At 29.1% G+C, this 25457-nt stretch carries 29 protein-coding genes; 10 read left to right on the top strand and 19 right to left on the bottom strand.

Annotation, left to right across the window (positions count from 1 at the left end; genetic code table 11):
• From ACQY31_RS04290 to atpC, 3 genes are read left to right on the top strand one after another with little or no spacing between them, the layout of a single operon-like run.
• Complete coding sequence (locus ACQY31_RS04290) at positions 1-873, top strand: F0F1 ATP synthase subunit gamma (protein WP_428078868.1); 873 nt, start codon at positions 1-3, stop codon at positions 871-873.
• Positions 874-875: 2 nt separating this feature from the next.
• Positions 876-2294: a F0F1 ATP synthase subunit beta gene (gene atpD / locus ACQY31_RS04285; RefSeq protein WP_428078867.1), complete on the top strand. Its 1419-nt coding sequence runs from the start codon at positions 876-878 to the stop codon at positions 2292-2294.
• Positions 2294-2686 (top strand): ATP synthase F1 subunit epsilon, encoded by a 393-nt coding sequence (atpC, locus tag ACQY31_RS04280; protein ID WP_428078866.1) that lies wholly within the window; start codon positions 2294-2296, stop codon positions 2684-2686. Before atpD ends, atpC begins: the two co-directional genes overlap by 1 nt.
• Here atpC and ACQY31_RS04275 read toward each other — a convergent pair.
• The 12 genes from ACQY31_RS04275 to metX form a co-directional block, all read right to left on the bottom strand.
• Complete coding sequence (locus ACQY31_RS04275) at positions 2679-3155, bottom strand: RNA pyrophosphohydrolase (RefSeq protein WP_428078864.1); 477 nt, start codon at positions 3153-3155, stop codon at positions 2679-2681. The two genes, atpC and ACQY31_RS04275, sit on opposite strands and share 8 nt — an antisense overlap.
• A 1-nt stretch (position 3156) precedes the next feature.
• The gene (locus ACQY31_RS04270) at positions 3157-4293 is read right to left on the bottom strand and encodes a S41 family peptidase (protein ID WP_428081186.1); all 1137 of its coding nucleotides are present in this window, start codon (positions 4291-4293) and stop codon (positions 3157-3159) included.
• Entirely contained in the window at positions 4290-4640 is a 351-nt protein-coding gene (gene rsfS / locus ACQY31_RS04265; RefSeq protein WP_428081184.1) for a ribosome silencing factor, read from the bottom strand. Before rsfS ends, ACQY31_RS04270 begins: the two co-directional genes overlap by 4 nt.
• Before the next feature lie 17 nt (positions 4641-4657).
• Positions 4658-5185 (bottom strand): nicotinate (nicotinamide) nucleotide adenylyltransferase, encoded by a 528-nt coding sequence (gene nadD, locus ACQY31_RS04260; RefSeq protein WP_428081192.1) that lies wholly within the window; start codon positions 5183-5185, stop codon positions 4658-4660.
• Positions 5181-6431, bottom strand: coding sequence for a glutamate-5-semialdehyde dehydrogenase (locus ACQY31_RS04255; RefSeq protein ID WP_428081182.1), 1251 nt, complete (start codon positions 6429-6431; stop codon positions 5181-5183). The genes nadD and ACQY31_RS04255 overlap by 5 nt, the downstream gene beginning before the upstream one ends.
• Positions 6432-7538 (bottom strand): glutamate 5-kinase, encoded by a 1107-nt coding sequence (proB, locus tag ACQY31_RS04250; RefSeq protein ID WP_428081180.1) that lies wholly within the window; start codon positions 7536-7538, stop codon positions 6432-6434.
• A complete protein-coding gene (gene cgtA / locus ACQY31_RS04245; RefSeq protein ID WP_428081178.1) occupies positions 7528-8511 on the bottom strand; it encodes an Obg family GTPase CgtA in 984 nt (327 codons plus the stop codon). The genes proB and cgtA overlap by 11 nt, the downstream gene beginning before the upstream one ends.
• 26 nt (positions 8512-8537) lie before the next feature.
• Entirely contained in the window at positions 8538-8792 is a 255-nt protein-coding gene (rpmA, locus tag ACQY31_RS04240) for a 50S ribosomal protein L27 (RefSeq protein WP_075506491.1), read from the bottom strand.
• 14 nt (positions 8793-8806) lie between these two features.
• The gene (gene rplU / locus ACQY31_RS04235) at positions 8807-9205 is read right to left on the bottom strand and encodes a 50S ribosomal protein L21 (RefSeq protein WP_428081175.1); all 399 of its coding nucleotides are present in this window, start codon (positions 9203-9205) and stop codon (positions 8807-8809) included.
• A 66-nt stretch (positions 9206-9271) separates the two neighbouring features.
• Positions 9272-9991 carry a hydroxyacylglutathione hydrolase gene (gene gloB, locus ACQY31_RS04230; protein WP_428081173.1) on the bottom strand — a complete coding sequence of 240 codons (720 nt, stop codon included), beginning with the start codon at positions 9989-9991 and terminating at the stop codon, positions 9272-9274.
• Entirely contained in the window at positions 9992-10588 is a 597-nt protein-coding gene (metW, locus tag ACQY31_RS04225; protein ID WP_428081171.1) for a methionine biosynthesis protein MetW, read from the bottom strand. It lies immediately after the preceding gene.
• Positions 10578-11708, bottom strand: coding sequence for a homoserine O-acetyltransferase MetX (gene metX, locus ACQY31_RS04220; RefSeq protein ID WP_428081169.1), 1131 nt, complete (start codon positions 11706-11708; stop codon positions 10578-10580). The genes metW and metX overlap by 11 nt, the downstream gene beginning before the upstream one ends.
• A gap of 192 nt (positions 11709-11900) precedes the next feature.
• Between metX and hisC the strand changes: the two genes are divergently transcribed.
• Positions 11901-12983 (top strand): histidinol-phosphate transaminase, encoded by a 1083-nt coding sequence (hisC, locus tag ACQY31_RS04215; protein WP_428081167.1) that lies wholly within the window; start codon positions 11901-11903, stop codon positions 12981-12983.
• Positions 12984-13880: a prephenate dehydrogenase gene (locus ACQY31_RS04210; protein ID WP_428081165.1), complete on the top strand. Its 897-nt coding sequence runs from the start codon at positions 12984-12986 to the stop codon at positions 13878-13880. It abuts the gene before it with no gap.
• On the opposite strand, the gene ACQY31_RS04205 is transcribed toward ACQY31_RS04210, so the two are convergent.
• From ACQY31_RS04205 to ACQY31_RS04195, 3 genes are read right to left on the bottom strand one after another with little or no spacing between them, the layout of a single operon-like run.
• On the bottom strand, positions 13877-14620 hold the full coding sequence (locus ACQY31_RS04205) for an NlpC/P60 family protein (RefSeq protein WP_428081163.1): 744 nt from the start codon (positions 14618-14620) through the stop codon (positions 13877-13879). The genes ACQY31_RS04210 and ACQY31_RS04205 overlap by 4 nt on opposite strands.
• Entirely contained in the window at positions 14610-15986 is a 1377-nt protein-coding gene (locus ACQY31_RS04200) for an AmpG family muropeptide MFS transporter (protein WP_428081161.1), read from the bottom strand. Before ACQY31_RS04200 ends, ACQY31_RS04205 begins: the two co-directional genes overlap by 11 nt.
• Positions 15987-15988: 2 nt before the next feature.
• On the bottom strand, positions 15989-17428 hold the full coding sequence (locus ACQY31_RS04195; protein WP_428081159.1) for a TrkH family potassium uptake protein: 1440 nt from the start codon (positions 17426-17428) through the stop codon (positions 15989-15991).
• A gap of 87 nt (positions 17429-17515) precedes the next feature.
• Between ACQY31_RS04195 and ACQY31_RS04190 the strand changes: the two genes are divergently transcribed.
• From ACQY31_RS04190 to ACQY31_RS04175, 4 genes are read left to right on the top strand one after another with little or no spacing between them, the layout of a single operon-like run.
• Positions 17516-19078, top strand: coding sequence for a lysine--tRNA ligase (locus ACQY31_RS04190; RefSeq protein WP_428081157.1), 1563 nt, complete (start codon positions 17516-17518; stop codon positions 19076-19078).
• Positions 19078-20130 (top strand): quinone-dependent dihydroorotate dehydrogenase, encoded by a 1053-nt coding sequence (locus ACQY31_RS04185; protein ID WP_428081156.1) that lies wholly within the window; start codon positions 19078-19080, stop codon positions 20128-20130. Before ACQY31_RS04190 ends, ACQY31_RS04185 begins: the two co-directional genes overlap by 1 nt.
• Positions 20131-20182: 52 nt before the next feature.
• On the top strand, positions 20183-20494 hold the full coding sequence (rpmB, locus tag ACQY31_RS04180) for a 50S ribosomal protein L28 (protein ID WP_428081154.1): 312 nt from the start codon (positions 20183-20185) through the stop codon (positions 20492-20494).
• Entirely contained in the window at positions 20494-21048 is a 555-nt protein-coding gene (locus tag ACQY31_RS04175) for a queuosine precursor transporter (protein WP_428081152.1), read from the top strand. Before rpmB ends, ACQY31_RS04175 begins: the two co-directional genes overlap by 1 nt.
• Here ACQY31_RS04175 and speB read toward each other — a convergent pair.
• From speB to ACQY31_RS04160, 3 genes are read right to left on the bottom strand one after another with little or no spacing between them, the layout of a single operon-like run.
• Positions 21045-21920: an agmatinase gene (gene speB, locus ACQY31_RS04170; protein ID WP_428081150.1), complete on the bottom strand. Its 876-nt coding sequence runs from the start codon at positions 21918-21920 to the stop codon at positions 21045-21047. The genes ACQY31_RS04175 and speB overlap by 4 nt on opposite strands.
• Before the next feature lie 2 nt (positions 21921-21922).
• Complete coding sequence (locus ACQY31_RS04165) at positions 21923-22966, bottom strand: 1,9-bis(guanidino)-5-aza-nonane synthase (protein WP_428081148.1); 1044 nt, start codon at positions 22964-22966, stop codon at positions 21923-21925.
• Positions 22966-24150 (bottom strand): type III PLP-dependent enzyme, encoded by a 1185-nt coding sequence (locus ACQY31_RS04160; RefSeq protein WP_428081146.1) that lies wholly within the window; start codon positions 24148-24150, stop codon positions 22966-22968. The genes ACQY31_RS04165 and ACQY31_RS04160 overlap by 1 nt, the downstream gene beginning before the upstream one ends.
• A gap of 165 nt (positions 24151-24315) precedes the next feature.
• On the opposite strand from ACQY31_RS04160, the gene ACQY31_RS04155 reads away from it, so the two are divergent.
• A complete protein-coding gene (locus ACQY31_RS04155) occupies positions 24316-24879 on the top strand; it encodes an ActR/PrrA/RegA family redox response regulator transcription factor (RefSeq protein WP_428081144.1) in 564 nt (187 codons plus the stop codon).
• Here ACQY31_RS04155 and ACQY31_RS04150 read toward each other — a convergent pair.
• The gene (locus ACQY31_RS04150; protein ID WP_428081142.1) at positions 24872-25423 is read right to left on the bottom strand and encodes a biotin transporter BioY; all 552 of its coding nucleotides are present in this window, start codon (positions 25421-25423) and stop codon (positions 24872-24874) included. The genes ACQY31_RS04155 and ACQY31_RS04150 overlap by 8 nt on opposite strands.
• Positions 25424-25457 lie beyond the last annotated feature (34 nt).

Below are 25457 nucleotides of genomic sequence, written 5' to 3'. Positions count from 1 at the left end.
ATGGCAAGTTTAGACGACCTAAAAAAGAGAATAGCTAGCGTAAAATCTACACAAAAGATTACTAAAGCTATGAAAATGGTTGCGGCTGCAAAATTAAGAAAAGCACAAGAAAGTGCTGAAAAAGGAAGACCTTATTCAGAAAAAATGAACAATGTAATTTTAAACCTTTCTAGTGGAATTTCAGATAAAGAAAATGCACCAAAGTTGTTAGCTGGCACTGGACAAGACAAAGTTCATCTTTGCGTTGTTATGACATCAGATAGAGGTTTATGTGGTGGATTTAACTCAAATATAATTAAGAAAGCAAAAAGTTATTTTTCTAAAATTTTAGATGAGAATAAAGAAGTTAAAATTATTACTGTAGGTTCAAAAGGTAATGACCAACTTAAGAGAACTTATGGAGATAAAATAATTGAAAACATTTCATTTAAAGAGTCAAAAAATGCTAATTATTTTGATGCAGACAAAGTAGGAAAAATTATTATTGAAAAATTTGAAGCAGGCGAGTTTGATGTATGTACAATTTTTTATAATAAATTTAAAAATGTAATTACACAAATCCCACAAGCTCAACAAATAATTCCTTTAAATGATGAGGGAAATGAAAATAGTTCAGATGAAAGTTATGAATTTGAACCAGACGAGGATGAAATTTTAAGCAATTTGTTGCCAAAAAATATTTCAACACAAATATTTAAGGCAATGTTAGAGAATTCAGCTAGCGAACAAGGATCCAGAATGAGTGCAATGGATAATGCAACCCGAAACGCAGGTGAAATGGTTGACAAACTTACTATCGAGTATAATAGAAGTCGTCAGGCAGCAATTACTAAAGAACTAATAGAAATCATATCAGGAGCAGAAAGTTTATAATTATGAGCAAAGGAATAATTACACAAGTTATTGGAGCGGTAGTAGACGTAAAATTTGAAGGAGAATTACCAGAAATTTTAACAGCATTAGAATGCAAAAATGGTGATAACAGATTAGTTTTAGAGGTTGCTCAGCACTTAGGAGAATCTACAGTTAGAACTATTGCAATGGATGCCACCGAAGGATTAAAAAGAGGAGACGAAGTTGTAAATACAAATGCTCCAATCCAAGTTCCTGTTGGACCAGAAACTTTAGGTAGAATTATCAATGTAATCGGTGAGCCAATTGACGAAAGAGGTGAGGTTAAAACTAAAGAAAGCTGGCCTATTCACAGATCTGCACCTGAATTTAACGATCAGTCAACTGAAACTGAAATATTAGTTACTGGTATTAAAGTTATCGACCTATTAGCGCCATATGCCAAAGGAGGAAAAATTGGTCTATTTGGTGGTGCGGGAGTTGGTAAGACAGTTTTAATTATGGAATTGATTAACAATGTTGCAAAAGCTCATGGTGGATTTTCAGTCTTTGCTGGTGTTGGAGAAAGAACTAGAGAAGGAAATGACCTTTATCACGAAATGATGGATTCAGGGGTAATAAAAAAAGATGGTCCCGGTTCTAAAGCAGCATTAGTTTATGGACAAATGAACGAACCTCCAGGAGCAAGAGCAAGAGTTGCTTTAACAGGTTTAACTGTAGCGGAATATTTTAGAGATCAAGAAGGACAAGACGTTTTATTCTTCGTTGATAATATTTTCAGATTTACTCAAGCTGGTTCAGAGGTATCTGCTTTGTTAGGTAGAATTCCTTCAGCTGTAGGATATCAGCCTACACTAGCTACTGATATGGGTAATCTTCAAGAAAGAATTACAACAACAAACAAGGGATCAATTACTTCTGTGCAAGCAATTTATGTTCCAGCTGACGACTTAACTGATCCAGCGCCTGCAACATCATTTGCTCACTTGGATGCTACTACGGTACTTTCAAGACAAATAGCAGAAATTGGTATTTATCCTGCAGTAGACCCATTAGATTCTACTTCAAGAATTTTGGATCCTAGAGTAGTAGGTGACGAGCATTATAGAGTAGCAAGAGATGTTCAAAGAATTTTACAGTCTTATAAATCTCTTCAAGATATTATTGCTATTCTTGGTATGGATGAATTATCTGAGGAAGATAAATTAGTTGTAGCAAGAGCGAGAAAAATTCAAAGATTTTTATCTCAACCGTTCTTCGTTGCAGAAGTATTTACAGGTTCACCTGGAAAATTAGTTGATCTTGAATCGACAATCAAAGGATTTGATGCAATTTGCAAAGGTGAATACGATCACCTTCCAGAAGCAGCTTTTTATATGGTTGGTACAATTGAAGAGGCGATAGAAAAAGCTGAGAAAATGGAAAAAGAAGCTGCTGCTTAATGAGTGAAGAGTTTAAAATTGAGATAGTAAATCCTGAAAAATCTTTTTTGGTGAAAGAGGATGTGTCAGAAGTAGTAGTACCTGCTTTTGAAGGAGAAATGGGGATATTAAAGGATCACATTTCAATTATCTCATTTTTAAAACCAGGTATTATCAAAGTAAGTTCAAAATCTGGTGATGAAAATTATTATGTTGAGGATGGTATAGTAGAGTTTAAAAATAATAATTTATCTATTCTAACAAGCTCAATTTATAATTTATCTGATATGGACAAATCTGTTCAACAGGATTTACTGAAAAAAGCTGAAGATGAAGCAGGAAAATCAGATATTAATGATCAAGCTAAATATTTAGTAGATCAAAAAATTGAAGTTTTAAAAACTCTTAATTAAGAATTTTTTTTACTTTATCTTTAACTTCTTTGTACACGTGTAGTTTAAAATCAACCACTAAGTCTGTAATTTTGTCTAGCTCTACCCATTTCCACTCTAAAAACTCAGGGTGTTTAGTTTTGATATTTATTTCACTATCTGACCCAACAAATCTCATTAAAAACCATTTTTGTTTTTGACCTCTGTACTTTCCTTTCCAAATAAAACCAAGCAATCTATCTGGAAGTTCATAAGTTATGGTTCCATCTAATTCTTTTACTAATTCAACATTTTTAATACTGGTCTCTTCCTCAAGTTCTCTGTAAGCAGCTTTTAAAAAATCCTCACCTTCATCTACACCGCCTTGCGGCATTTGCCAAAAATTTTTGGGGTTATCTATTCTTTTGGCAACAAACACTTTGTTTTCTTTATTTAACACAACAATTCCTACTCCACTTCTTAGTGGAAGATTATGTAAATCTTTTTTCATTTTATCCGTTGAGTAATTTAATTGCGTAATTTAGTTGATTGTCAGTGTCAGTTCTTATTTTAAAATCATCACCTTCTTCATTTACTTCAATGTCTGGACGTACACCAACCTCAGATATAGATTTTCCAGATGGAAGATAATATTTTGCAACAGTTAAACGTATTGCGCCTCTATTTTTAAGAGGAATAATAGATTGAACTGAACCTTTACCATAACTGTTTTCACCTACAACAATTGCTCTTTTGTGGTCTTTTAAAGCTCCTGCAACAATTTCTGATGCTGAAGCTGATCCATAATTTATCAGCACTAATAATGTTTTTCCGTCAGTTATGTCTCCTTTTTTTGCAAACCATTTTCTATTATCAGATTTTTTTCTACTTTTAGTGGAGACAATTTCACCGTTTTCTAAAAAGAAATCAGATATTCTTATTGCTTGGTTTAGTAATCCACCTGGATTATTTCTTAAATCCAAAATAAATGAATTAAGATTTTTATTTTTTTTTAATTTCTTTATTTGTTTTTCTATTTGATCACTACTGTTTTCATTAAATGAAGTTAATCTAATATAGCCAATATTTTCTTCTAATAACTCTGACTTAACTGATTGAATTTCAATTATTTCTCTAGTGATATTAAATGTTAATGCTTTTTTTTCTCCTCTTCGTCTAACTGTTAATTCTATACTTGAACCTACTGGGCCTCGCATTAAATCAACAGCTTCGCTTAGAGATTTCCCTTGAACTTGGGTATCATTAATTTTCACAATGTAATCACCAGCTTTTAATCCAGCTTTTGACGCTGGTGTGTCGTCAATAGGGAAAATAACTTTAACAACTCCTGCTTCCATACTTACCTCAATTCCAAGGCCACCAAATTCACCGCTAGTTTCAGTTTGCATCTCCTCCAGAATTTCAGGAGACATATAAGAGGAATAAGGGTCTAAAGATTGAAGTAAGCCATTGATAGCAGAGTCCATGCTCTCAGATTGATTGATTTCATCAATATATTCTCTATTTATTTTTTCTAAAACCTCACCAAATAAATCTATCTTTTTGTAAATATCTACTTCAGAAGAGTTTGCTGAACTTAAATAAAAAAATGATAAGAAAACAAATGAATAATATTTAATTATTTTCATATCATTACTTTTTCTCTGGGAATAAATTCTGACCAGATTTTTTCTAATTCATAAAATTTTCTTTTCTCTGGGTGAAAAATATGAACGATTAGATCTATACCATCTACTAATTTCCATTCAGCACTTTCTTTACCTTCAATTTTAGAATCTTTAATTCCATTATCTTTAAGCTTTTCTAATACCTGTTCAGATAAAGACTGTATATGTCTAGATGATGTACCGCTTGCTATTATCATATAATCTGCCATCGAACTTTTATCTTTTAGATCAATAGTTACTATGTCTTCAGCTTTGTTAAGATCTAATGTGGTGATTACAATTTTTTTGAGATCTGAAATTTTATCCATTAATTAAATTTAGACTATCAAATTTTTCTTAATTGAGAAGATGAAATGTTGACTTTATTAAACTCTATGAATTTGAGGGTGGTATTACCGAGAGCCCTAAATGTCTTTGATTTTAATGAGTTTTTTTTGTAGCCATGTCTATCGAAAACTAAAATATTACACTTTTGTGAAATAGATTTTGCTTTATACCATTTGTGAAAATTTATTAAGTTATCTGCTCCCATTAAAAAATAGATTTCAATATTTTTATTTTTTTTTAAATGATTAATTAAATCGATTGTTTTATTTGAATTAATTTTATTTTCGTAAAATCTCACTTTTATAAATGAATTGTTACCAATAATTTTTTTACAGAATTTTATTCTTTCAGTAACTGAGGTTTTGCTCTGGTTTTTAAAAGGATTTTTTTTTGTGATTGCCCAAATAATGTTTTTAAGCTCAAATCTTTTTTTTGCTTCTTTTGAAATAGCTAGATGACCTTTATGAGCAGGATCAAATGATCCTCCTAAAATTCCTATTTTTGTCTTATTTATTTTCAAATTAATTTCTTATTTTGCCGTTACTTGTAATTTGATATTTATATGAAACAAGTTGATTAAGTCCCACAGGCCCTCTTGGTGGTAGTACATTGGTAGAAATTCCAACTTCTCCTCCAAACCCAAATTCACCTCCATCTGCAAATTGAGTTGAAGTGTTATGCATAGCAATTGAGCTTTTGACTTCTTTTAGAAATTGATTAGCTGTTTTTTTGTTTTTTGTAATTATTGAGTCTGTATGCATTGTTCCATACTTATTAATATGACTTATAGCTTCATTGAGGTTGTTTACTATTTTAACTGAAACTGCTGAGCTTAAATATTCTGTAGACCAATCTTTTTCAGTAGCTTTAAAAATTTTACCCTTATAAAATTTAGCCAAAGTCTTTTCTCCATAAATTTTACAACCATTTTTTTCTAAATTGCCCAGGATTGTATTGCTAAATTTTTTAACAATATTTTTATGCAGAATAATGGTTTCGGTCGCTCCACATATGCTGGTGTTTCTTAATTTTGCGTTAGCAACAACTCTATTTGCCATCTTTAATTCAGCGTCTTTGTCTACATATGTATGACAAATACCCTCAAGATGACCAATTATAGGAACCTTAGAAAGTTCTTGAACTTTTCTTACAAGATTTTTTCCACCACGTGGAATTATAACATTGATATACTCTTTCATTTTGGAAAGCATTACATCAACCATCTTTCTGTTTTTAGAGTCTATAAATTGTATAAAGTTTTCATCTACTTTATTTTTTTTGAGCGCTTTTCTAAAAAGTTTTGACAAAACTCTATTTGAATTGATTGCCTCTGAACCTCCTCTTAAGATTACTGCATTACCTGATTTGAAACATAAACCCGCAACATCTGATGTAACATTTGGCCTACTTTCATAAATTACACCAATCACTCCTATTGGAATTGATATTCTACTAATATTTAATCCATTAGGTCTTTTCCACTTTTCTAGAACATGATTAATGGGATCTTTAAATCTAATAATACTAATAATAGAATTTCTGATGTGGTTTATTTTTTTCTCATTTAAATGAAGCCTACTGATTAAATTTTCTTTTAATCCTATTTTTTTTGCATAATTAATATCTTTAGTATTTTCTTTAATTATTAAATCTTTGTTTTCGTCAAGCATTTTAACATAGGAGACTAAAACACTATTTTTAACTTTTGTGTCTATTTTATATTGACTTGCTTTTCTTGCTCTTTTACCGATTAAATTCATATAATTATTCATTTATACTTCTACCATATCATCTTTATGAATAACTTCAGATTTTGCAACATACCCAAGTAATTTTTGAATTTCATTCGAATGTTGTCCCATAATTTTTTTTACTTCATCAGAAGAAAAAGAACTTAAACCCCTAGCGCATTCTTTATTTTTTTTATCTAAAACTTTTATATGATCACCTTTGTTAAATCTTCCTGATACATTTTTAATACCTGCAGCTAGTAAACTTTTTCCAAGCTTTAATGCTTTTTTGGCTCCATCATCAATTACAATATTTCCTTTAGGTGCAATTGAGCTAATTATCCACTTTTTTCTAGCATGAAGTTTAGAGACCTTTGGGCTGAACCATGTACAATTATTTTTTTCAATAATTTTTGAAATAGGATTTGAATACAGTCCGTTTGCAATAATCATACTGCTGCCAGCTAACTGACAAATTTTAGCAGCTTCAATTTTTGTTTGCATTCCTCCACTTCCATATTCATTAATTCCTTTGATATTAATTTCTTTTAAGTCTTTGTTTATATCATTTACTATTTTTATAAGTTTAGCGTCTTTATTTACTTTTGGATTTTTTGTAAAAAGGCCATCTACATCTGAAAGTAAAATTAATGTATCGGCGTTTGTAATTTGAGCTACTCTAGATGCCAATCTATCATTATCTCCATATTTTATTTCAGTTGTTGCAATTGTATCATTCTCATTAACAACTGGTATAAATCCAAGTTCGAATAAATTTTCGAATGTTCTTTTGGCATTTAAGGATCTTCTTCGCTCCTCCGTATCTTCTAGAGTTAACAAAATTTGTGAAATATTTAATTTGAATTTTGAAAAGGTCTGAGAGAATAAATTCATTAGTTCAATTTGGCCAATAGAGGCAATTGCTTGACTTTTATCTAACTTGATATTTTTTTTGTTAAAATTCATTTTTTTACATCCAAGAGCGATAGCACCTGAACTAACAATGACTATTTTTTGATTTTTATCTTTTAGTTTTTTGATGTCTCTCGCAAAGCTTGAAAGCCATTTTTTTCTAATTTTTTTATTTTCATCAACTAATAAAGATGAGCCAATTTTAATAACAATAATTTTCGAGTTTTTAAGATACATAGGATAACAATTTTGCCTTAATTTTTGAAACTGACTCTTTATTTAAAGTTGTCATTGTCATTATCTCACAATTTTTATCTTTAGAGAAATCATCAATTACATCTTTAGCTGTGTCTTCATCAATCAAATCTATTTTGTTAAACACAATTAATTCTCTCTTTTCAAGCATTTTAGAACTATAATTTTTAAGTTCATTTTTAACCTGATCATAAGACTCCTTGAGATCAATATTAGTAATATCAATTAAATGTAATAAAGATTTGCATCTTTCTATATGTTTTAAAAACTGTATCCCAAGTCCAACACCTTCATGGGCACCTTCTACTAATCCTGGTATATCAGCTATTGTAATTTCTTTATCATCATAACTAGCAACTCCTAAGTTAGGATTGAGTGTTGTAAATTTATAATTAGCAATTTTAGGATTTGCGTTTGTAAGTGCTGCCAACAAACTTGATTTTCCTGCGTTAGGTAATCCGATAATTCCAATATCAGCTATTGTTTTAAGTTGTAACCAAATAGTAAACTCTTCTCCCAAAGTTCCTTTAGTAAATTTTCTTGGAGCTCTGTTTGTGGAGCTTTTAAATCTAGTATTTCCCAAACCACCTTTGCCACCATTAGCCACAATGTACTCTTCTCCTTTTTTATTAAAGTCAAATAATAGAGTTTTGTTATCTTCTTCAAATACTTGGGTTCCAAGAGGAACTTTTAAAACCAAATCCTCACCACTTTTACCTGTTCGATTTTGACCAGAACCATTCTCTCCACGTTGAGCTTTATGATGTTGTTGATATCTGTAATCAATTAAAGTGTTTAAGTTTTCTTCTGATTTTAAAATTATAGAACCACCCCTGCCTCCATCACCTCCATCAGGTCCCCCAAACTCAACATACTTTTCTCTTCTAAAACTTGGTGAACCGTCACCACCGTTTCCAGCTTTAATATAAATTTTAACTTGATCGAGAAATTTCATAATACAACATTTTCTTGGTTGTACTATTAATTGGGTTTTACTGAAACGTAAGTTCTATCTAATTTAGATTTTTTGAATACAACTTTACCTTTGATAACAGAAAAAATTGAATGATCTTTTCCCATTCCAACATTTTCGCCAGGAAAAATTTTTGTTCCTCTTTGTCTAACAATTATATTTCCAGGTATTACAGTTTCTCCACCGTATTTTTTAACACCAAGTCTTCGACCGGCACTATCTCGTCCATTTCTCGATGATCCACCTGCTTTTTTTGTTGCCATAATTTACCTAATAACTATTTACTTGTAGCTTCCTTAACTTCTTCTTTTTTGGAAGCTGGTTTAATTTTTTCAGCTTCAGATAATACTTTACCATCTTTCGAAAAAATTTTGTTAATTCTTATCAAAGAAAATTGTTGTCTGTGTCCATTTTTTCTTCTTGAATTTTGCCTTCTTCTTTTTTTGAAAATTAGAATTGTTCTATTTTTACTATTTTTAATTAAAACTGCCTCTACCTTAGCACCTTCAATATTAGGAGTTCCAACTTCAATGTTTTTATCATCTCCATATGCTAGGATTTCATTAAATTCTATTTTAGTTTCAGGCTTTGAATCTGGAAGTTTTTCAATTTTTAATATTTCACCAGATTTAACTTTGTACTGTTTACCACCTGTTTTTATTACTGCGTACGACATAGTATTAGTATTAATTTTAAGTAATCGCAATATAGTTACCAGAAGCCTATAGTCAAGCTGAATTAGTTAGAAATTATCCTTTAAATCTCTTAGTTTTGAAAAGGTTTTTAGGTCATTTGCTCTTAAAAAAATATTACAATCAATTTCATCTTGTAAGGTTGATGGAATAGTAGGTAGATTATTATTTCTTTGCTTTTTTATAAATTCTATTTTTTTTAATAAAGAAGAATTTTCAGAATCATGTTCCAAACAAAATTTTGAATTGTTTAAAGTATATTCATGACCACAATAGATTTTTGTTTCTTTAGGTAAAGATTTTAATTTATTTAAAGAGTTATACATCTGTTCATATGTACCCTCAAAAATTCTACCACATCCAAGTGAGAAGAGAGTATCTCCAGTGAATAGTAAGTTTTCGCCGAAAAAATAAAAACAAATATGTCCTGTTGTGTGTCCTGGGATGTGAATAATTTTAGCTCTAAAATTTCCACTATTCCAAATTTCATCATCTTTTAATAAGATATCAATCTCTGGTATCCTTTTTGCATCTCCGTTAAATCCCAAAACAACAGATCCAAATTTTTTTTTCAATTCAGTATTACCACCAATATGATCATAATGATGATGAGTATTTAAGATGTATTTTAAATTAATTTTTTTATCGCTTAAGTAATTGATTATTGGTTTAGCTTCACTTGGATCAACAACACATGCCTCATGTTTGTCTTCATCGATAATTAAATAACTATAATTATCTTGTAGGCAAGGTATAATTTCTACTTTCATTTATTTTTCTATTAAAAATATTCCAAGATCAGCAAATAAATTTTTAGTTCCTAAATTATTATTTGTTATATTTGAAGTATTATTACTATTTAAAGCCAAGGTTTTTATCATTTTAATTTCTTTAGATTTTATAAAATTTACAAAATCTTTAATTGTGCACATATGCAAATTAGGTGTGCTGTGCCATTGTTCTGGTAAAGACTTTGTTATTGGCATTGTACCTTTAAATAATAGATGCAATCTAACTTGCCAATTACCAAAATTTGGTATCGTTACAATTGCTTTTTTCCCAACTCTTAAAAGTTCATCTAAAACAAGCTCAGGGCTTAAAAATGCTTGGAGTGTTTGACTCAACACAACATAGTCAAACGATTTATCAGGAAATTGTTTTAAGTCTTTCTCCGCGTTACCTTCTATTACGGTTAATCCTTTTGCAATACATTCTTGTACTTTTTCCTTAGATATTTCTAGTCCTCTTACATTTACATTTTTATTTTCTTTTAAAAATTTCATCAAAGTTCCATCTGCACAACCTACATCTAAAACTTTTTTATTATCCTCAATTAAATCTGATATTACTTTAAATTCATTTTTCATTTTTTAATTCTATATAAGATTTGTCTAAGAAATTCTTCAGAGCATTTAAAAAATCGGGTACATCTAATAAAAAAGAGTCATGACCTTTATCAGATACAATTTCTACAAAACCAACATCGGCTCCAATAGAATTTAAAGCTATAACAATATCTTTGTTTTCTTGGGTTGGATAAAGCCAATCAGAAGTAAAAGAAATTACAAAAAATTTAGCTTTTGTATTTTTAAATGCATCAGACAAATTTCCATTAAATTGTTTAACTAAATCAAAATAATCCATAGCCCTAGTTATGTAGAGGTAGCTGTTTGCATCAAATCTATCTACAAATACAGATCCTTGGTATCTCAAATAACTCTCAATTTGAAAATCTGCATCAAAACCAAATTTCAAATCTTCTCTTTCTTGCAATTTTCTTCCAAACTTTTCCTGCAAACCTTTTTTTGAGAGATAAGTTATATGAGCTGCCATTCTTGCAACAGCAAGCCCTTTACCTGGGTTTGTGTTATTAGCTTCATAATTTCCATCTTTCCAATTACCGTCAGCAGTGATTGCCTGTCTTCCTAGTTCATTGAAAGCAATATTCTGTGCTGAATGACTTGAAGTTGTAGCAATGGGTATAACAGTTTGAACTTTATCAGGAAAGTTAGTGATAAATTGAAGAACTTGCATACCTCCCATAGAACCTCCAGTAATTGCAAATAATTTATCAATTCCAAAGTGTTCAAGTAAATTATATTGTGCATTCACCATGTCATTAATTGTAATAACTGGAAAATCAGTTCCAAAAGATTTCTGTGTTTCAGGATCTTTATGACTTGGTCCATAAGACCCCATACATCCACCAATTACGTTTGAACAAATAACAAAATATTTATTAGTATCTATTGCTTTGTCTGGGCCTACAGCAAAACTCCACCAACCATCTTTTTTAGTAATAGGGTTTAAACCGGTTACAAATTGATCTCCAGTTAGTGCGTGAAATACTAATATAGCGTTGTCTTTATTCTCATTTAAAGACCCATAAGTTTCGAATGCAATTGGAAAATTGTTTATAGTTTTACCGCAATCTAATTTAAGAGGTTTTTTTACAATTAATGTCTTAATATTTTTTTCTGTGTTCATTTTAAAGCCTTTAGATGAATTGTGAGAAAAAAAACTATTTTAGCGGTTTTTTTTAAGCGCTCGCAATTCAGTTAAATCAGCGCATAAATTTTGTACAAGAACTTGTAATTTATGTCAATTTTTTAAAATAAGATCATATTCTCTATAAATATTTGTTTTTTTATCTATAAAGAGCTCATAAAAATAAAAAAAATGAGTACACCTAAATTTAAAAAATTTAACATAGAAGCTTATAAGCCTGGCAAATCTAAAATTAATAAAATTAAAAAAGTTATTAAATTATCAGCTAACGAGTCTGCTCTAGGGATGAGCCCATTAGCAAAAAAAGTAATATCTCAAAAAAATTTAGTTTTAGATAAATATCCAGACGGAAAATCTACCAATCTTAAAATGGCAATATCTAAAGCGTATAAATGCAATTTTGATAAAATTATATGTGGAGCAGGTTCTGATGAGGTAATTCAAATGTTATGTCAATTGTATCTAAATCCAAAAGATGAAGTGATTGTTCCTCAATATAGTTTTTTAATGTACAGGATTTATGCAAAAATAGTTGGTGCAAAAGTTGTGTTTGCAAAAGAAAATAAATTCAAAGTTTCAATTGAAAAAATATTGAAAAAAGTATCCAAGAAAACCAAAATAGTTTTTATTGCAAATCCAAATAATCCAACAGGAACATATTTAACTAAAAAAGAGACATTAGAACTTAGAAGAAAGTTGAACAAAAATATATTATTAGTAATTGATGATGCGTACTCAGAATATATGAAAAACAATGATTACAGATCTGGTTTAGAATTATTTAAAAATAAAGACAACGTATTTATATTGAGAACATTTTCTAAAATGTTTGGTTTAGCCTCATTAAGAATTGGATGGGGATATGGATCGAAACAAATAATTAGAGCGTTAAATGTTATTAAACCACCTTTCAATATAAATGGCTTGGCTCAAGTTGCGGCCGCAGAGTCTTTGAAGGATAAGCAATTCATTCAAAAGTCCATTAGACATAATTTAAATTATGCAAATAGATTAAAAAAATTTCTTGAAAAATATAATATTTTTTCAAATGCTGTATCAGCAAATTTTTTACTATTAAATTTTGATAAGTGTAAATACTCAGCAAATTTTCTATACCAAAAATTAAAAAATAAAGGAATTATATTAAGATCTACTGAAGATGGTTATCATATTAAAAACAAATTGAGATTGACTATTGGCTCATCTAGAGAAAATCTAATGTTCATGAATGCAGTAAGAAAGATTTTTAATTAAATGAAAAATATTTTAATCATAGGTTGTGGTTTACTTGGATCTTCAGTTTTAAGATCAATACATAAAAATAAATTAGCAGATAAAGTATATATTTATGAAAAGTCAAAAAAGAATATATCTACACTCAAAAAGCTCAAACTACCTGGAAAGTTGATTGGTTCATTAAAAGAAGCTGTAACAAAATCTGATTTTATAATTTTGTGTACACCTATGAGTGAATACAAAAATATAATTGTGAAAATAAATAATTATATTTTACCTAATACATTAATTACCGATGTTGGTTCTTCAAAAATTGAATCATCAAAAATAATAAAAAAATTTTTAAAAAAAGGAATTGCATGGACTTCCAGTCATCCAATTGCTGGTTCTGAAGTAAGTGGACCACAACACGGAAAGAGTAATATGTTTGAGAGTAGATGGTGTATTTTAATTAAAGAAAAAAATACAATTAAAAAAAATTTAAATTTTCTGAAAAAATTTTGGGAGAAAATTGGATCAAAAGTCACAATTATGTCACCTGAAAAACATGATAAAATTTTTTCAATAACTAGTCATTTGCCTCACTTAATTGCATATAATTTAGTTAAGTCAGCTCAAGATTTTGAGAAAAAACAAAGCTATGATTTAATCAAATATAGCGCAGGAGGACTAAGAGATTTTTCAAGAATAGCAGCTTCTAATGAAATTATGTGGCGAGATATTTTTTTTAACAACAATAAAAATATTTCAAACGCTATTGATTTGTTTATTAAAAATTTGAAATCATTTAAATCTGATATTAATTCAAAAAATAATAAATCAATTATTAATAAGCTTATCCAAACTAAAAAAGTCAGATCAAAAATAATTAAACTCAAACAAGATATCAATAAGCCAGATTTTGGAAGAAGCTAAATTTTAATTTTAGCTATTTTTTTAACTTTAAGTTTTGCTGTATTTTCAATTCTTTTAATTGTATTAATTATAGGCATAATCAATACTTTTTTTTCAGGTCCATATGCATGTATCAATTTCTTTGAATTTAAACATATTGCTACATGCCCTTTCCAAAAAATGATATCTCCTTTTTGGTAATTTCTTTTTAAGTTTCCTTTTAAATATTTAATTTGATCCTTGGTATCTCGAGGAAAAAACTTATTATTATAATAGTAAAATATTTGTAATAAGGCCGAGCAATCTATTCCTCTATAACTTTTTCCACCCCAGATATATTTTGTATTCAAAAATTTTTTAAAGATTTTAATGAAGTTTTTTTCTTTATAATTTATGTTTTTTATATCTTTTTTTTTAATCCATTTATTTTTATCAATTCTGGCATAATTTTTATTAGTTTCTTTAACTGACAACCTTGATCCAAGAGATAGATAAATATTAGTTTTTAAATTTGGTTTTTTATAGATATTTGTTTTTAAGCTACTTACTTTATAATTAGCTTTAAATTCTTTTGAATAATTTTTATTTTGAATGTACCCAGTATAATTATCAAAACTAGATTTTATTTTTATCCAATTTTTTGTTTTATATAAAATTTTAAATTTCTCGCCATACAATATTTGTGAAGTTACTTCTGAAAATTTAGAGGATTTCTTATAAATATTAGAAAAACTTCCTGTAAAATAAAATTTATTTTGCACCAATTTTAATTTTATTTTTTATCATCCATAGACATATTAGTGAAGGAATAACCATAATTGTTGTTAAGACAAAAAATGTTCCCCAATCTCCGTTCAACCAATCTACTAAAGCTCCTGATGATGATGCTAGAGTTGTCCTCCCAGCAGTCCCTACAGATGCAAGTAATGCATATTGTGTTGCTGTATATGTTCGATCAACTAGTAAGGATATAAATGCTACAAATGCTACAGTTGCAAAAGCTGCAGTAATATCGTCAGCAATAACTGCTATTGCAAATAATAATTCTGATTTACCAGTCCATGCTAAGACAGCAAATAACAGATTTGTAATCGCCATTAATCCTCCAGCAAAGAACATAGTTTTTATAGTTCCAGCCCTCATGGCCATTACACCACCAATTAAAGTAAATACGACAGTTGTGATCCAACCTAATCCTTTTGAATAGATTGCTATTTGTCCTTTTGAAAAGTCTATTTCTTTATAAAATACAATCGACATTCTACCCATGAATGCTTCTCCAATTTTAAATAAAAAGACAAACCCTAAAATTCCTGCAGCTATGGCAAAACCATTTTTTTTAAAGAAACTAATAATAGGCCCACCAATTGTTCCACTTATATAGGCAACAAAAGTTGTAAAAATATTGTTAGAACCTAGTTTTCCTTTAATTAGGTTGTCAGTTTCCTTTTGCTTTGATTGTCTGTCAGTTTCTACAGGTTCATGAACAAACATTAGGGCAATATTCATTAAAATAATTAGAACACCTAATATTAAAAAAGTTGCTTGCCAGTAATTTTGGATACCAATATTTTCAAAGAACTCCGCAGTAAATAAAGCAACTACACCACCTAATTTGTAACCTGTCCACCAACCAACTACAGCCATAGCAGCACCTGCTGCCATTGATTTTCCCTCATTTTCGTCAATTTGTTCAATTCTTAATGCATCTACCGTTATGTCTTGAGTTGCTGATGCTATAGCGATGATTAATCCAACTGTAATTATCAACGCTAAATTTTCTGTAGGATTTATAATACTCCAAACTAGTAAACTTAATAGAATTACTAATTGCATTAAAACAATCCAACCTCTTCGGTGACCTAATTTTTTAGTTAGGAAAGGAATTTGAATTCTATCTATGATTGGTGCCCAAAGATAATTAAAAGCATAAACTCCAAAAATAAGTCCTGCCCATCCAATAGTAGATCTACTTAATCCTTCCTCTTTTAACCAAAGACTTAAACTACTAGCAATCAAGACCCATGGAAATCCACTGATTGCACCAAGTAATAAAATTCTTAGCATTCGAATATCTTTGTAAACTGAAATTGAGTCTAACCAGGATGTTTTTTTTATTTCAGACATAATTAGTTTTTCCAAAATGATGGTAAAAATAATACTAATATTGCAAATAACTCAAGTCTACCTAAAATCATACCAACTGTTAAAATCCATTTAGAAAGATCTGGTAATGAAGAAAAATCTCCATTTGGACCAATTATTGGACCAAGACCAGGTCCAACATTTGAAATAGACGTAGCGGCACCTGAGACAGCAGTAATAAAATCCAAACCAGTTAAAGATAGCAATGCAGTTAGAATAAAAAATATTAGTATATAAAAATAAATAAATGAAATAATTGAAGCTATAAACTTTTCATCAACTGCACTTTGATCATACTTAATTACAAATACTCCTTTAGGATAAATTATTTTTTTTAATTGGTTTAGAATAAATAGATAAAGAATTTGAATCCTAAATATTTTTACACCACAAGCTGTAGATCCTGCACATCCACCTATAAACATTAGCGCAAGAAACAAGGTTATAGGAAAACTACCCCAGTTATCAAATTCTGCATTTACATAACCAGTACCACTCAAGATTGATATAGTATTAAAAAATATTGATCTTAAGCTAAAGTTTTCATGGTTAGAAAATAATAAGTAAATAGATAAAATAATAACAGTGAGTATTATTATTTTTAAAAAAGTTTTGATTTGAATATCATTTAAAAAAATTTTTTTGTTCCCACTAATAAATTTAATGTAAGCAATAAAAGGAATGCTACCCAATATAATAAAAAACATTGATGAAACTTCGATTGGCAAACTATTAAAGTAACCAATAGACTCGTTGTAATTAGAAAAGCCTCCAGTAGCAATTGTAGTCATTGAGTGGGTTAAGCTGTCAAATTTACCCATACCAAATATCCAATAAGTGATTGCACAAAGCCCTGTTAACCCTGAGTAAATATAAATTAATCTAAGTGCTATTTCTTTTGACTTAGGGAGTATTTTTTCTGAAGAGTCATTACTTGAAATTTTAAATAACTGCATACCTCCAACATTCATTATTGGCATTAAAGTAATCGCCATTACAATTATTCCAATTCCACCAAGCCATTGTAAAATGGCTCTCCATAAAAGAAGACCCTTTGGTGCGTTCTCCAAATCTGAGATTATGGTAGATCCAGTTGTAGTAATTCCTGACATACTTTCAAAAAAAGAGTCAGTAATTGAAAGTTCAATACTAGAGAATACAAATGGTAAAGACCCAAATATTGCAATACTAATCCAAGATAGAGCAGTCAATAAGAAAGCTTGTTGTAGATTAAGTTTTTTATCATGATCTAAATTAGATAAAAAAAACAAAGTTCCAAAGATTATAGTTACAATAGATGAACCAAAGAAAGATGAGTCTATCTCTGAGTAAAAGAATTGTACTATAATTGGGATGAACATTGATACACCCAATATTATTTGCAGAATTCCCAGTGTAAAAAAAACAGTTTTGTAATTAGACATTTTGAAAGAACAATATTTTATGGTAAATAAATTTCAACTCTATAAGAATTAATATAATCACTAGTTTAAGGTTAAAAAGAGCAATTCATGATTAAAAAAGATGTCCTAGAAAAGACAAGTGCTTGGCCGTTTGTTGAAGCTAAAAAAATGCTTCGTGAAAGAAAAGGTTTTATTGAAAAAAAAGGTAAGATTACTCTTCAAACTGGATATGGTCCAAGTGGATTGCCTCATATAGGAACTTTTGGAGAAGTTGCACGAACTTCAATGATGGTTAATGCACTTAATCAACTCACAGATTTACCAACAGAAATTATTACATTTTCAGATGACATGGATGGCTTGAGAAAAGTTCCAGATAATGTTCCCAACCAAGAATTGTTGCAACAAAATCTTCACAAACCTCTAACACAAGTGCCTGATCCTTTTCAAAAATTTAATAGTTTTGGAGAACATAATAATAAAATGTTGAAGGATTTTTTAAACAGTTTTAATTTTAAATATAATTTTAAAAGTTCTACATCTTTGTACAAGGCGGGATTTTTTAATCCTACTTTGAAAATCATTTTAGAAAATTATGAAGGAATAATGAATATTATTTTACCAACACTTGGGAAAGAAAGACAAAAAACATATAGTCCTTTTTTACCTATATGCCCTGACACTGGTCATGTTTTGGAGATACCAGTTATAGAAATTGATCAGTCTAATTCTAAAATAATATTCGATAATAAAGGTAAAAGATTAGAGAGTAGTATTTTAGACGGTAATTGTAAATTACAGTGGAAAGTAGATTGGGCAATGAGATGGTTTGCTTTAGATGTTGATTTTGAAATGTATGGTAAGGATTTAATTGAAAGTGCAATTTTATCTACAAAAATCATTAATTTATTGGGGAAAAAGAATCCATCAGGATTTGCATATGAACTTTTTCTAGATGAAAAGGGTGAGAAAATTTCAAAATCTAAAGGCAATGGAATAACAATTAATCAATGGTTAAAGTATGCTTCACCAGAAAGTTTATCTCTATATATGTATCAAAATCCAAAAAGAGCGAAAAAACTTTATAAAGAAATAGTTCCAAAAGCAGTAGATGAATATTTAGATAACATTGAAAAATCTAAGAAGCAGACTGAGCAGCAATTAGTAATGAATCCAGTGTGGCATGTCCATAATGGTAGTATTCCAAAAGAAGACATGATTATGAGTTTTTCAATGTTATTAAATTTAGTCGAGACAAGTAATGCAGATAGTAAAGATTTGTTATGGAAATTTGTAAAAAAATACAAGCCCAATATTCAAGAAACTAACTTTCCAATTTTTGATGGATTAGTAGGCTACGCAATTAAATATTTTAATGATGTAATTAAGTCTCAAAAAAAATACAAAACACCTTCTGAAGATGAAAAAAAAGCACTTGAGGCTTTAATTATAACTTTAGAAAAATGTAATGATCAGATGCCACCAGAGGAAATTCAAACTTTGATTTATTCTACTGGAAAAGAAAATGGTTATGCTGAAAATTTAAGGGATTGGTTTAAACTTATTTATGAGGTGGTTTTTGGTGATGAAAATGGACCAAGAATGGGATTTTTTATAAGTTTTTTTGGTGTTAATGAAACAAAAGACCTTATAATGAGTAAACTCAAATAATGTATTCAAATTTAAGATCTTTAATTTTCAAATTAGATCCTGAAAAAGCCCATACTTTAGCAATTCAATCCTTAAAATTTAATTTAGTATCAAATGTATTTGATGAAAATAAAAATGATCCAATTTTTAAAACACAAATATTTGGTAAAGATTTAAGTAATCCAATAGGAATAGCAGCTGGTTTTGACAAAAATGCAGAAGTTTATAATCCTTTGTTTAAATTGGGATTTGGTTTTGTTGAAGTTGGAACTGTTACTCCTTTAAAACAATATGGCAATGAAAAGCCAAGAGTATTTAGATTAGTAGAAGATCAAGCATTAATTAATAGATTGGGATTCAACAATCAAGGATCTGAAACTATTTTAAATAGAATAAAATCAAATAAAAAAAACGGAATACTTGGAGTAAATGTTGGACCAAATAAAGACTCTGATAATCGATTAAACGATTATTTAATTGGATTAGAAAAATTTTGTGAAGTTGCTGATTATATTACCATTAATATTTCCTCTCCAAATACTGAAAATTTAAGAAATTTTCATGATGAAAATAAATTAAAAGAATTATTAAAATCAATTAAAGATAAGAAAAATGAACTGAAAACAAATATTCCAATCGTAGTTAAAATTTCTCCAGACATTGATTTAAAGCAAATAGAATTAATATCAGAGATTCTTTTAGAAAATAATATATCTGCGATAATTATTTCAAATACATCAGAAAGTACTAGAGATGATTTAAAGAATATTCAACGTCATCAAAAAGGAGGCTTGTCAGGAAAGCCAATTGAACAAAAATCAAATTTACTTATTAATCAATTCTTTAAACTACTAAATGGAAAAATTAAAATAATTGGGGTAGGAGGTATTGATTCTGGAAAGTCTGCATATGATAAATTTTTGTCAGGGGCAGATTATATTCAGTTATATACCGGGATGGTATTTCAAGGACCTAACATTGCTGCAAACATTAAAAAAGAGCTAAAAGAATTACTTCTTAGAGATGGAGTGAAAAATATTTCAGAAATCGTTGGAAATAAAACTTTTTCTTAATTTTAATAAACTTGACGCCTTTAATATCTCCCCTTATATAGGCAGTGAAATTATGTCAAAAAAATGTGAACTAACTGGTAAAATTCCTATGAAAGGTCATAACGTTAGTCATGCTAACAACAAGACCAAAAGAAGATTTTTACCTAATTTAAAGAAAGTAAAATTTACAAGTGAACTTGCTGGAAGAAGTTTGAAACTAACAGTCAGCAATTCAGGAGTAAGATCAGTTGATAAAAAAGGAAGTTTTGACGAGTTTTTAAAAACTGTAAAAAACAAAAATATATCACCAAGATTAAAAAAACTTAAAAAAGTTATTATATTAAAATCACCATATAAAAAAAAGCCAGTAGCTAAATCTGCTTAATGAATAAATTTTTTATCGGCCTATCTCTAATGATGGGTTTGATTGTTTTATCATCAAACTATCTTGTTCAATTTCCAATAAATTATTATGGATTAAATGAAATTCTTACTTATGGAGCATTTACTTATCCAGTAGCTTTTTTAATAACTGACTTAGCAAATAGATCTTATGGAAAAACAATTGCCAGAAAAATAGTTTATTTTGGTTTTTTTATAGGAATTATTTTTACTCTATTTTTTTCAACAAACTTCGAAGATTTAATCTCTATTAGAATTGCAGTTGGATCAGGAGTCGCTTTCCTTACAGCCCAATTGCTTGATATTCAAATATTTGATCGTCTAAGAAAAAAACAGTGGTTTGTTGCCCCATTAACTTCATCATTAATTGGCTCAACTATTGATACTTTTTTATTTTTCTCAATATCATTTTATGGAACAGAGGTTCCTTGGGTCACTTTATCTTTGGGTGATTTGGGTGTTAAAATATTTGTAGCATTAATAATGTTAATACCATTTAGAATGTTATTAAAAATATTTAATCCAATTAAAATCTAATATAAAAATTTATAAGATAAAATTTTATAAGCTAATTTAGCAACAAGAAAATTATAGGAGTTAAATCCTTTAATTGGAGAAAGTTCATTAATGTCAGCTCCAACTATATTTGAGTTTTTTGCAGCAATTCTAATTATCTCTAATGTTTCGTCCCATAACAATCCACCTGGTTCAGGTGTTCCAGTAGCAGGCATAATACTTGAGTCTAATCCGTCTACATCAAACGTTAAGTAAACAGTCTTATTTCTTATTAATTTTTTAAATTTATTTAAATTCCATTTTTTTTTATCTTTTGCCCAGAAGATATCTATTCTATTTGAATTTTTTTTCAAAAATGGAATTTCACTTTCTGATATATTTCTAATTCCAAAAGAAATTAAAGATATATTTTTATAATCTAAACATCTTCGTATTGCTGAGGCATGTGAAAATCTTTCACCATTATAACTTTCTCGTAAATCTGCGTGCGCATCAAAATGTAAAAGACAAATATTTTTATATTTTTTTGTAAAAGGAATAATGCATCCTGGTGTAATTGAATGTTCTCCACCAAAAGTCATTGGAAATAGTTTTTTACCTAAAATTTCCCCATTGATTTTAGAAATTTTATTTAATGCTAATTTGATATTTTTATCGATTTTAAATGGTTTTAATGTCTTGATACCTATTTTTTTGTAAGGTTCGCAATTTAGTTCCTCATCGTAAAGTTCAACTTGGTGAGAAGCTTTGATAATTTCTTTTGGTCCATTTTTTGTTCCACCACCATAACTAACTGTTTTTTCAAGTCCAAATGGAACAACTACTACTTTTTCTTTGAATTTGAATTTATTATCAATTCCTAAGAAACCAAGTTTGTTTGATAAATATTTCAATTTTATATAAATATTTTTGAGAAGTTTTTTCGTTCTCTATTTTTCCACTCACCTTTATGGTAAGCATCGCTAGCTATTAATGGCAATACACTTGTTGCTTCAGCAAATACCATTTGTTCTTTAGTGATATCTACTTTACCCCAAGAACTTGCTTCTTTTAAAGTAGAACTACTACATGCACCATCTCTACTATCAGCAACTGTAATTTGTACAGCATACTTATGCATATCTACATTTTCACCAAGAAGCTCAGCACAAATAACAGTGTCTTGAATAAAATTTTTAGGAACTCCTCCACCAATCATAAATAAACCAGAACCTTTTGATTTGATTTTAATTTCCGTTAGTTCTCTGAACTCTCTAACAGAGTCTATAGTCATATGTTTTTTAGGATTTTTTTCTTGATGCATTACAAGACCAAAACCTGCGCTAGAGTCTGTGAAAGCTGGACAAAAAATTGGAACATTATTATCGTAAGCTGTTTCAATTAAAGAGTCTTTCTTTTTTGAATTTTTTTTTAAATATTTTCCCATTTCTAAAATAAACTCTCTGGAAGTATAACTTCTTGGTTCTAAAGTATCTGCTATTTCACAAATAATTTTATCACACATTTGAAGTTCTTCTTCGTCGATATATGTGTCGTAAATTCTATCAATATAGTTGTCTCTTAATTCAGTATCATCTTGAAATTGAGATCCTTGATAATGTTTAAATCCAAGAGCTTCAAAAAAATCCATATCTACAATTGATGCCCCTGTTGCTACAATTGCATCAACCATATTGTATTTAACAAGATCTTTATAAATATTCATACATCCTGCAGCAGATGTTGATCCTGCTAAAGTAAGAAAAATTGTACATTCCTTATCTTTAAGCATTTCGTTGTAAATGTTTGCTGCATTTGCAGTTTCTCTAGACACAAATGACATTTTCTCCATTGAAGAAATAATTGTTCTAGAGTCAAATGAAGTAATATCTATATGTTCGACAGGATTTTTTAAAAAATCTCTTTTACTGTTGTGTCCTGGATTTTTTTGGTCTGACATTAAGCAACCATATGAGCGCTTTTAACGTCTTTTTCATACATTGACATTATTGGTTTATCTTCAACTTCATAAATTTCATTTGAATAGTAACCATTGAATTGTGTTCTAAAAGTTAATCCATACGCTCCAAGTTGACCAAGTTCTATGTAATCATTTTCCTTAATATTATTTGGTAATATAAAAGGTCCTTTCATATAATCCATGCTATCGCAAGTAGGACCAAAGAAATCAAAAGCAGTCAATTTTTTTGAAATTATTTTATTTGAATTTTCTTTAATCATTTTAGATGGGTAGATGATGTTAGGTGTTCCTGCATCAAATAGCGTTCCATATGTTCCGTCATTTATATAAAGTTTTTGTTTTTTTCTTAAATTAACTTTAACAATAGTTGAACCACTTTCTGCAACCAATGCTCTTCCTGGTTCACAAATTATCTCCGGTAATTTCTCTAATTTTAAATTAGATAAACTTTTTTTAATTTCATTAAAGTATTCATCTAATGACTGAGGAATTAAATCTGGATAAATTGTAGGAAAACCTCCTCCAACATTTATTGTATCGGGGATTATTTTTGTTTTTTTAATTATATTTCCAATTTCATTTATACCTTTAGCGTATGAAATTGGATGCATACACTGCGATCCAACATGAAAACATAATCCAATTTTTTTTGCATATTGTTTTACTAATCTTAGTAATCCTACAGCTTCAGATGTTAGTGCTCCAAATTTTTTAGATAAATCAATTTCAGCATGTTCATTTGAAACAGCAACTCTTACAAATAATTTTAAATCTTTCGCATTATTTGTGCTTTCAATAATTTTGATTAACTCTTCTTTTGTATCTAATGAAAAAGTTTTTACACCATAATTAAAATAGGCCTCTTTGATACTTTCTCTACTTTTTACGGTATGCATGTAAGAGCATTTTGCATTTTGAGTAAGTTTTCTTATAGCCTTAATTTCTTCAATTGAGGCAACATCAAATTGGTTTACACCAGTATTTAAAATAGTTTGAATAACTTCAGGATGTGGGTTTGTTTTTACTGCATATAATATTTTTCCAGGGAACTTATCTAAGAAAAATTTAACCGAAGACTTTATGGATTTCTTCCTAATACAATAAACAGGTTTTTCAGGTTTCAGTTGATTTATAAGATCTTCAACTGACTTAAATTTTTGCATTGCATATGCCTCCTAAAAAAAATTTAATAAAAAAAAGTTTTTAGTAAAACTTTAATAATTTGAGCCATATAATGTAAACACAGCCAATGTAAAGCAAATAATTCAAGGCTGATTTGTGCAATTTTCATATATTGTAATATTAGATTTTGACCCCATATATGGTTGATGAAAAACGAAGCCAAATTACAGAATTTAAGTGATTTTGAGAATAAATCGCTTTTGATTGTAGATGACGATAATCCTTTTAGAGAAAGACTTGCAAGAGCAATGGAGAAAAAAGGCTTTGAAGTTTTTCAAGCAGAGAGTGTAAAAAAAGGTATAGAGTCAGTTAAAAGTAAAAAACCAGGTTTTGCAGTTGTAGACTTAAGACTTGGAGACGGTAACGGTCTTGAGGTTGTTAGAGAAATTCAATCCTCAAATGATGATAGCCGAATTATAATGCTAACCGGGTATGGAAATATTCCCACTGCAGTTGCAGCAATTAAAGAAGGTGCAATTGATTACTTAGCAAAACCAGCAGATGCAGAAGATGTAGAAAAAGCATTGTTGGCAGATCCAGCTAAAAAGGCTGCACCACCAGAAAATCCAATGTCAGCAGATAGAGTTAAATGGGAACATATTCATAGAGTATTTGAGTTATGTAATAGGAATGTTTCTGAAACAGCTCGGAGATTGAAGATGCATAGAAGAACTCTTCAAAGAATTCTATCTAAAAGATCCCCTAGATAATATTTCTTATTTTAATTATTTGTTTAGTTACTAAAGCTAAAATAATAATTTTAAATAATTCTGCTAATAAAAACGGTTTTGCACCTAGAGAAAATATTGGTTTATCCCAACCAATTAGAGTACCTAGCCATATTAAACCCAAGATATAGATTGTAGAGGTTGCAATAACTAGTTTAGTTAAAATAATTATAAAATTATCTTTTGTATTAATTTTTGAAGCTAAATAACAAGCAGTTAAAAAACCAATTAAATAACCCATCGTTGGGCCAGTAAAATAGACTATGCCAATTCCTTTTTCTGGAGAGTTTGAAAATACAGGTAATCCTGCAATACCCTCTAATAAATATAAACCTACAGAAGCTAAACCAATTTTATAACCTAAGCTTACACCTAAGAATAGCACAACAAATGTCTGCATTGTCATTGGAACTGGATAAAATGGAATTTTAATTTTTGCAGAAATAGTTAAAGCAATTGAACCTAGAATCACAGCTAACAAAGATTTTATGATTTTTGTTTGTGTTAAGTTTTTTGTAAGTTCCATATTGAAATAATACTCAAAATATAAAAAATAATCT

It is taken from the genome of Candidatus Pelagibacter sp., from assembly GCF_965262185.1.
Taxonomy (GTDB): Bacteria; Pseudomonadota; Alphaproteobacteria; order Pelagibacterales; family Pelagibacteraceae; genus Pelagibacter.
The sequence above is the reverse complement of the archived record's forward strand: the minus strand, read 5'-3'. Positions and strand labels throughout refer to the sequence as shown.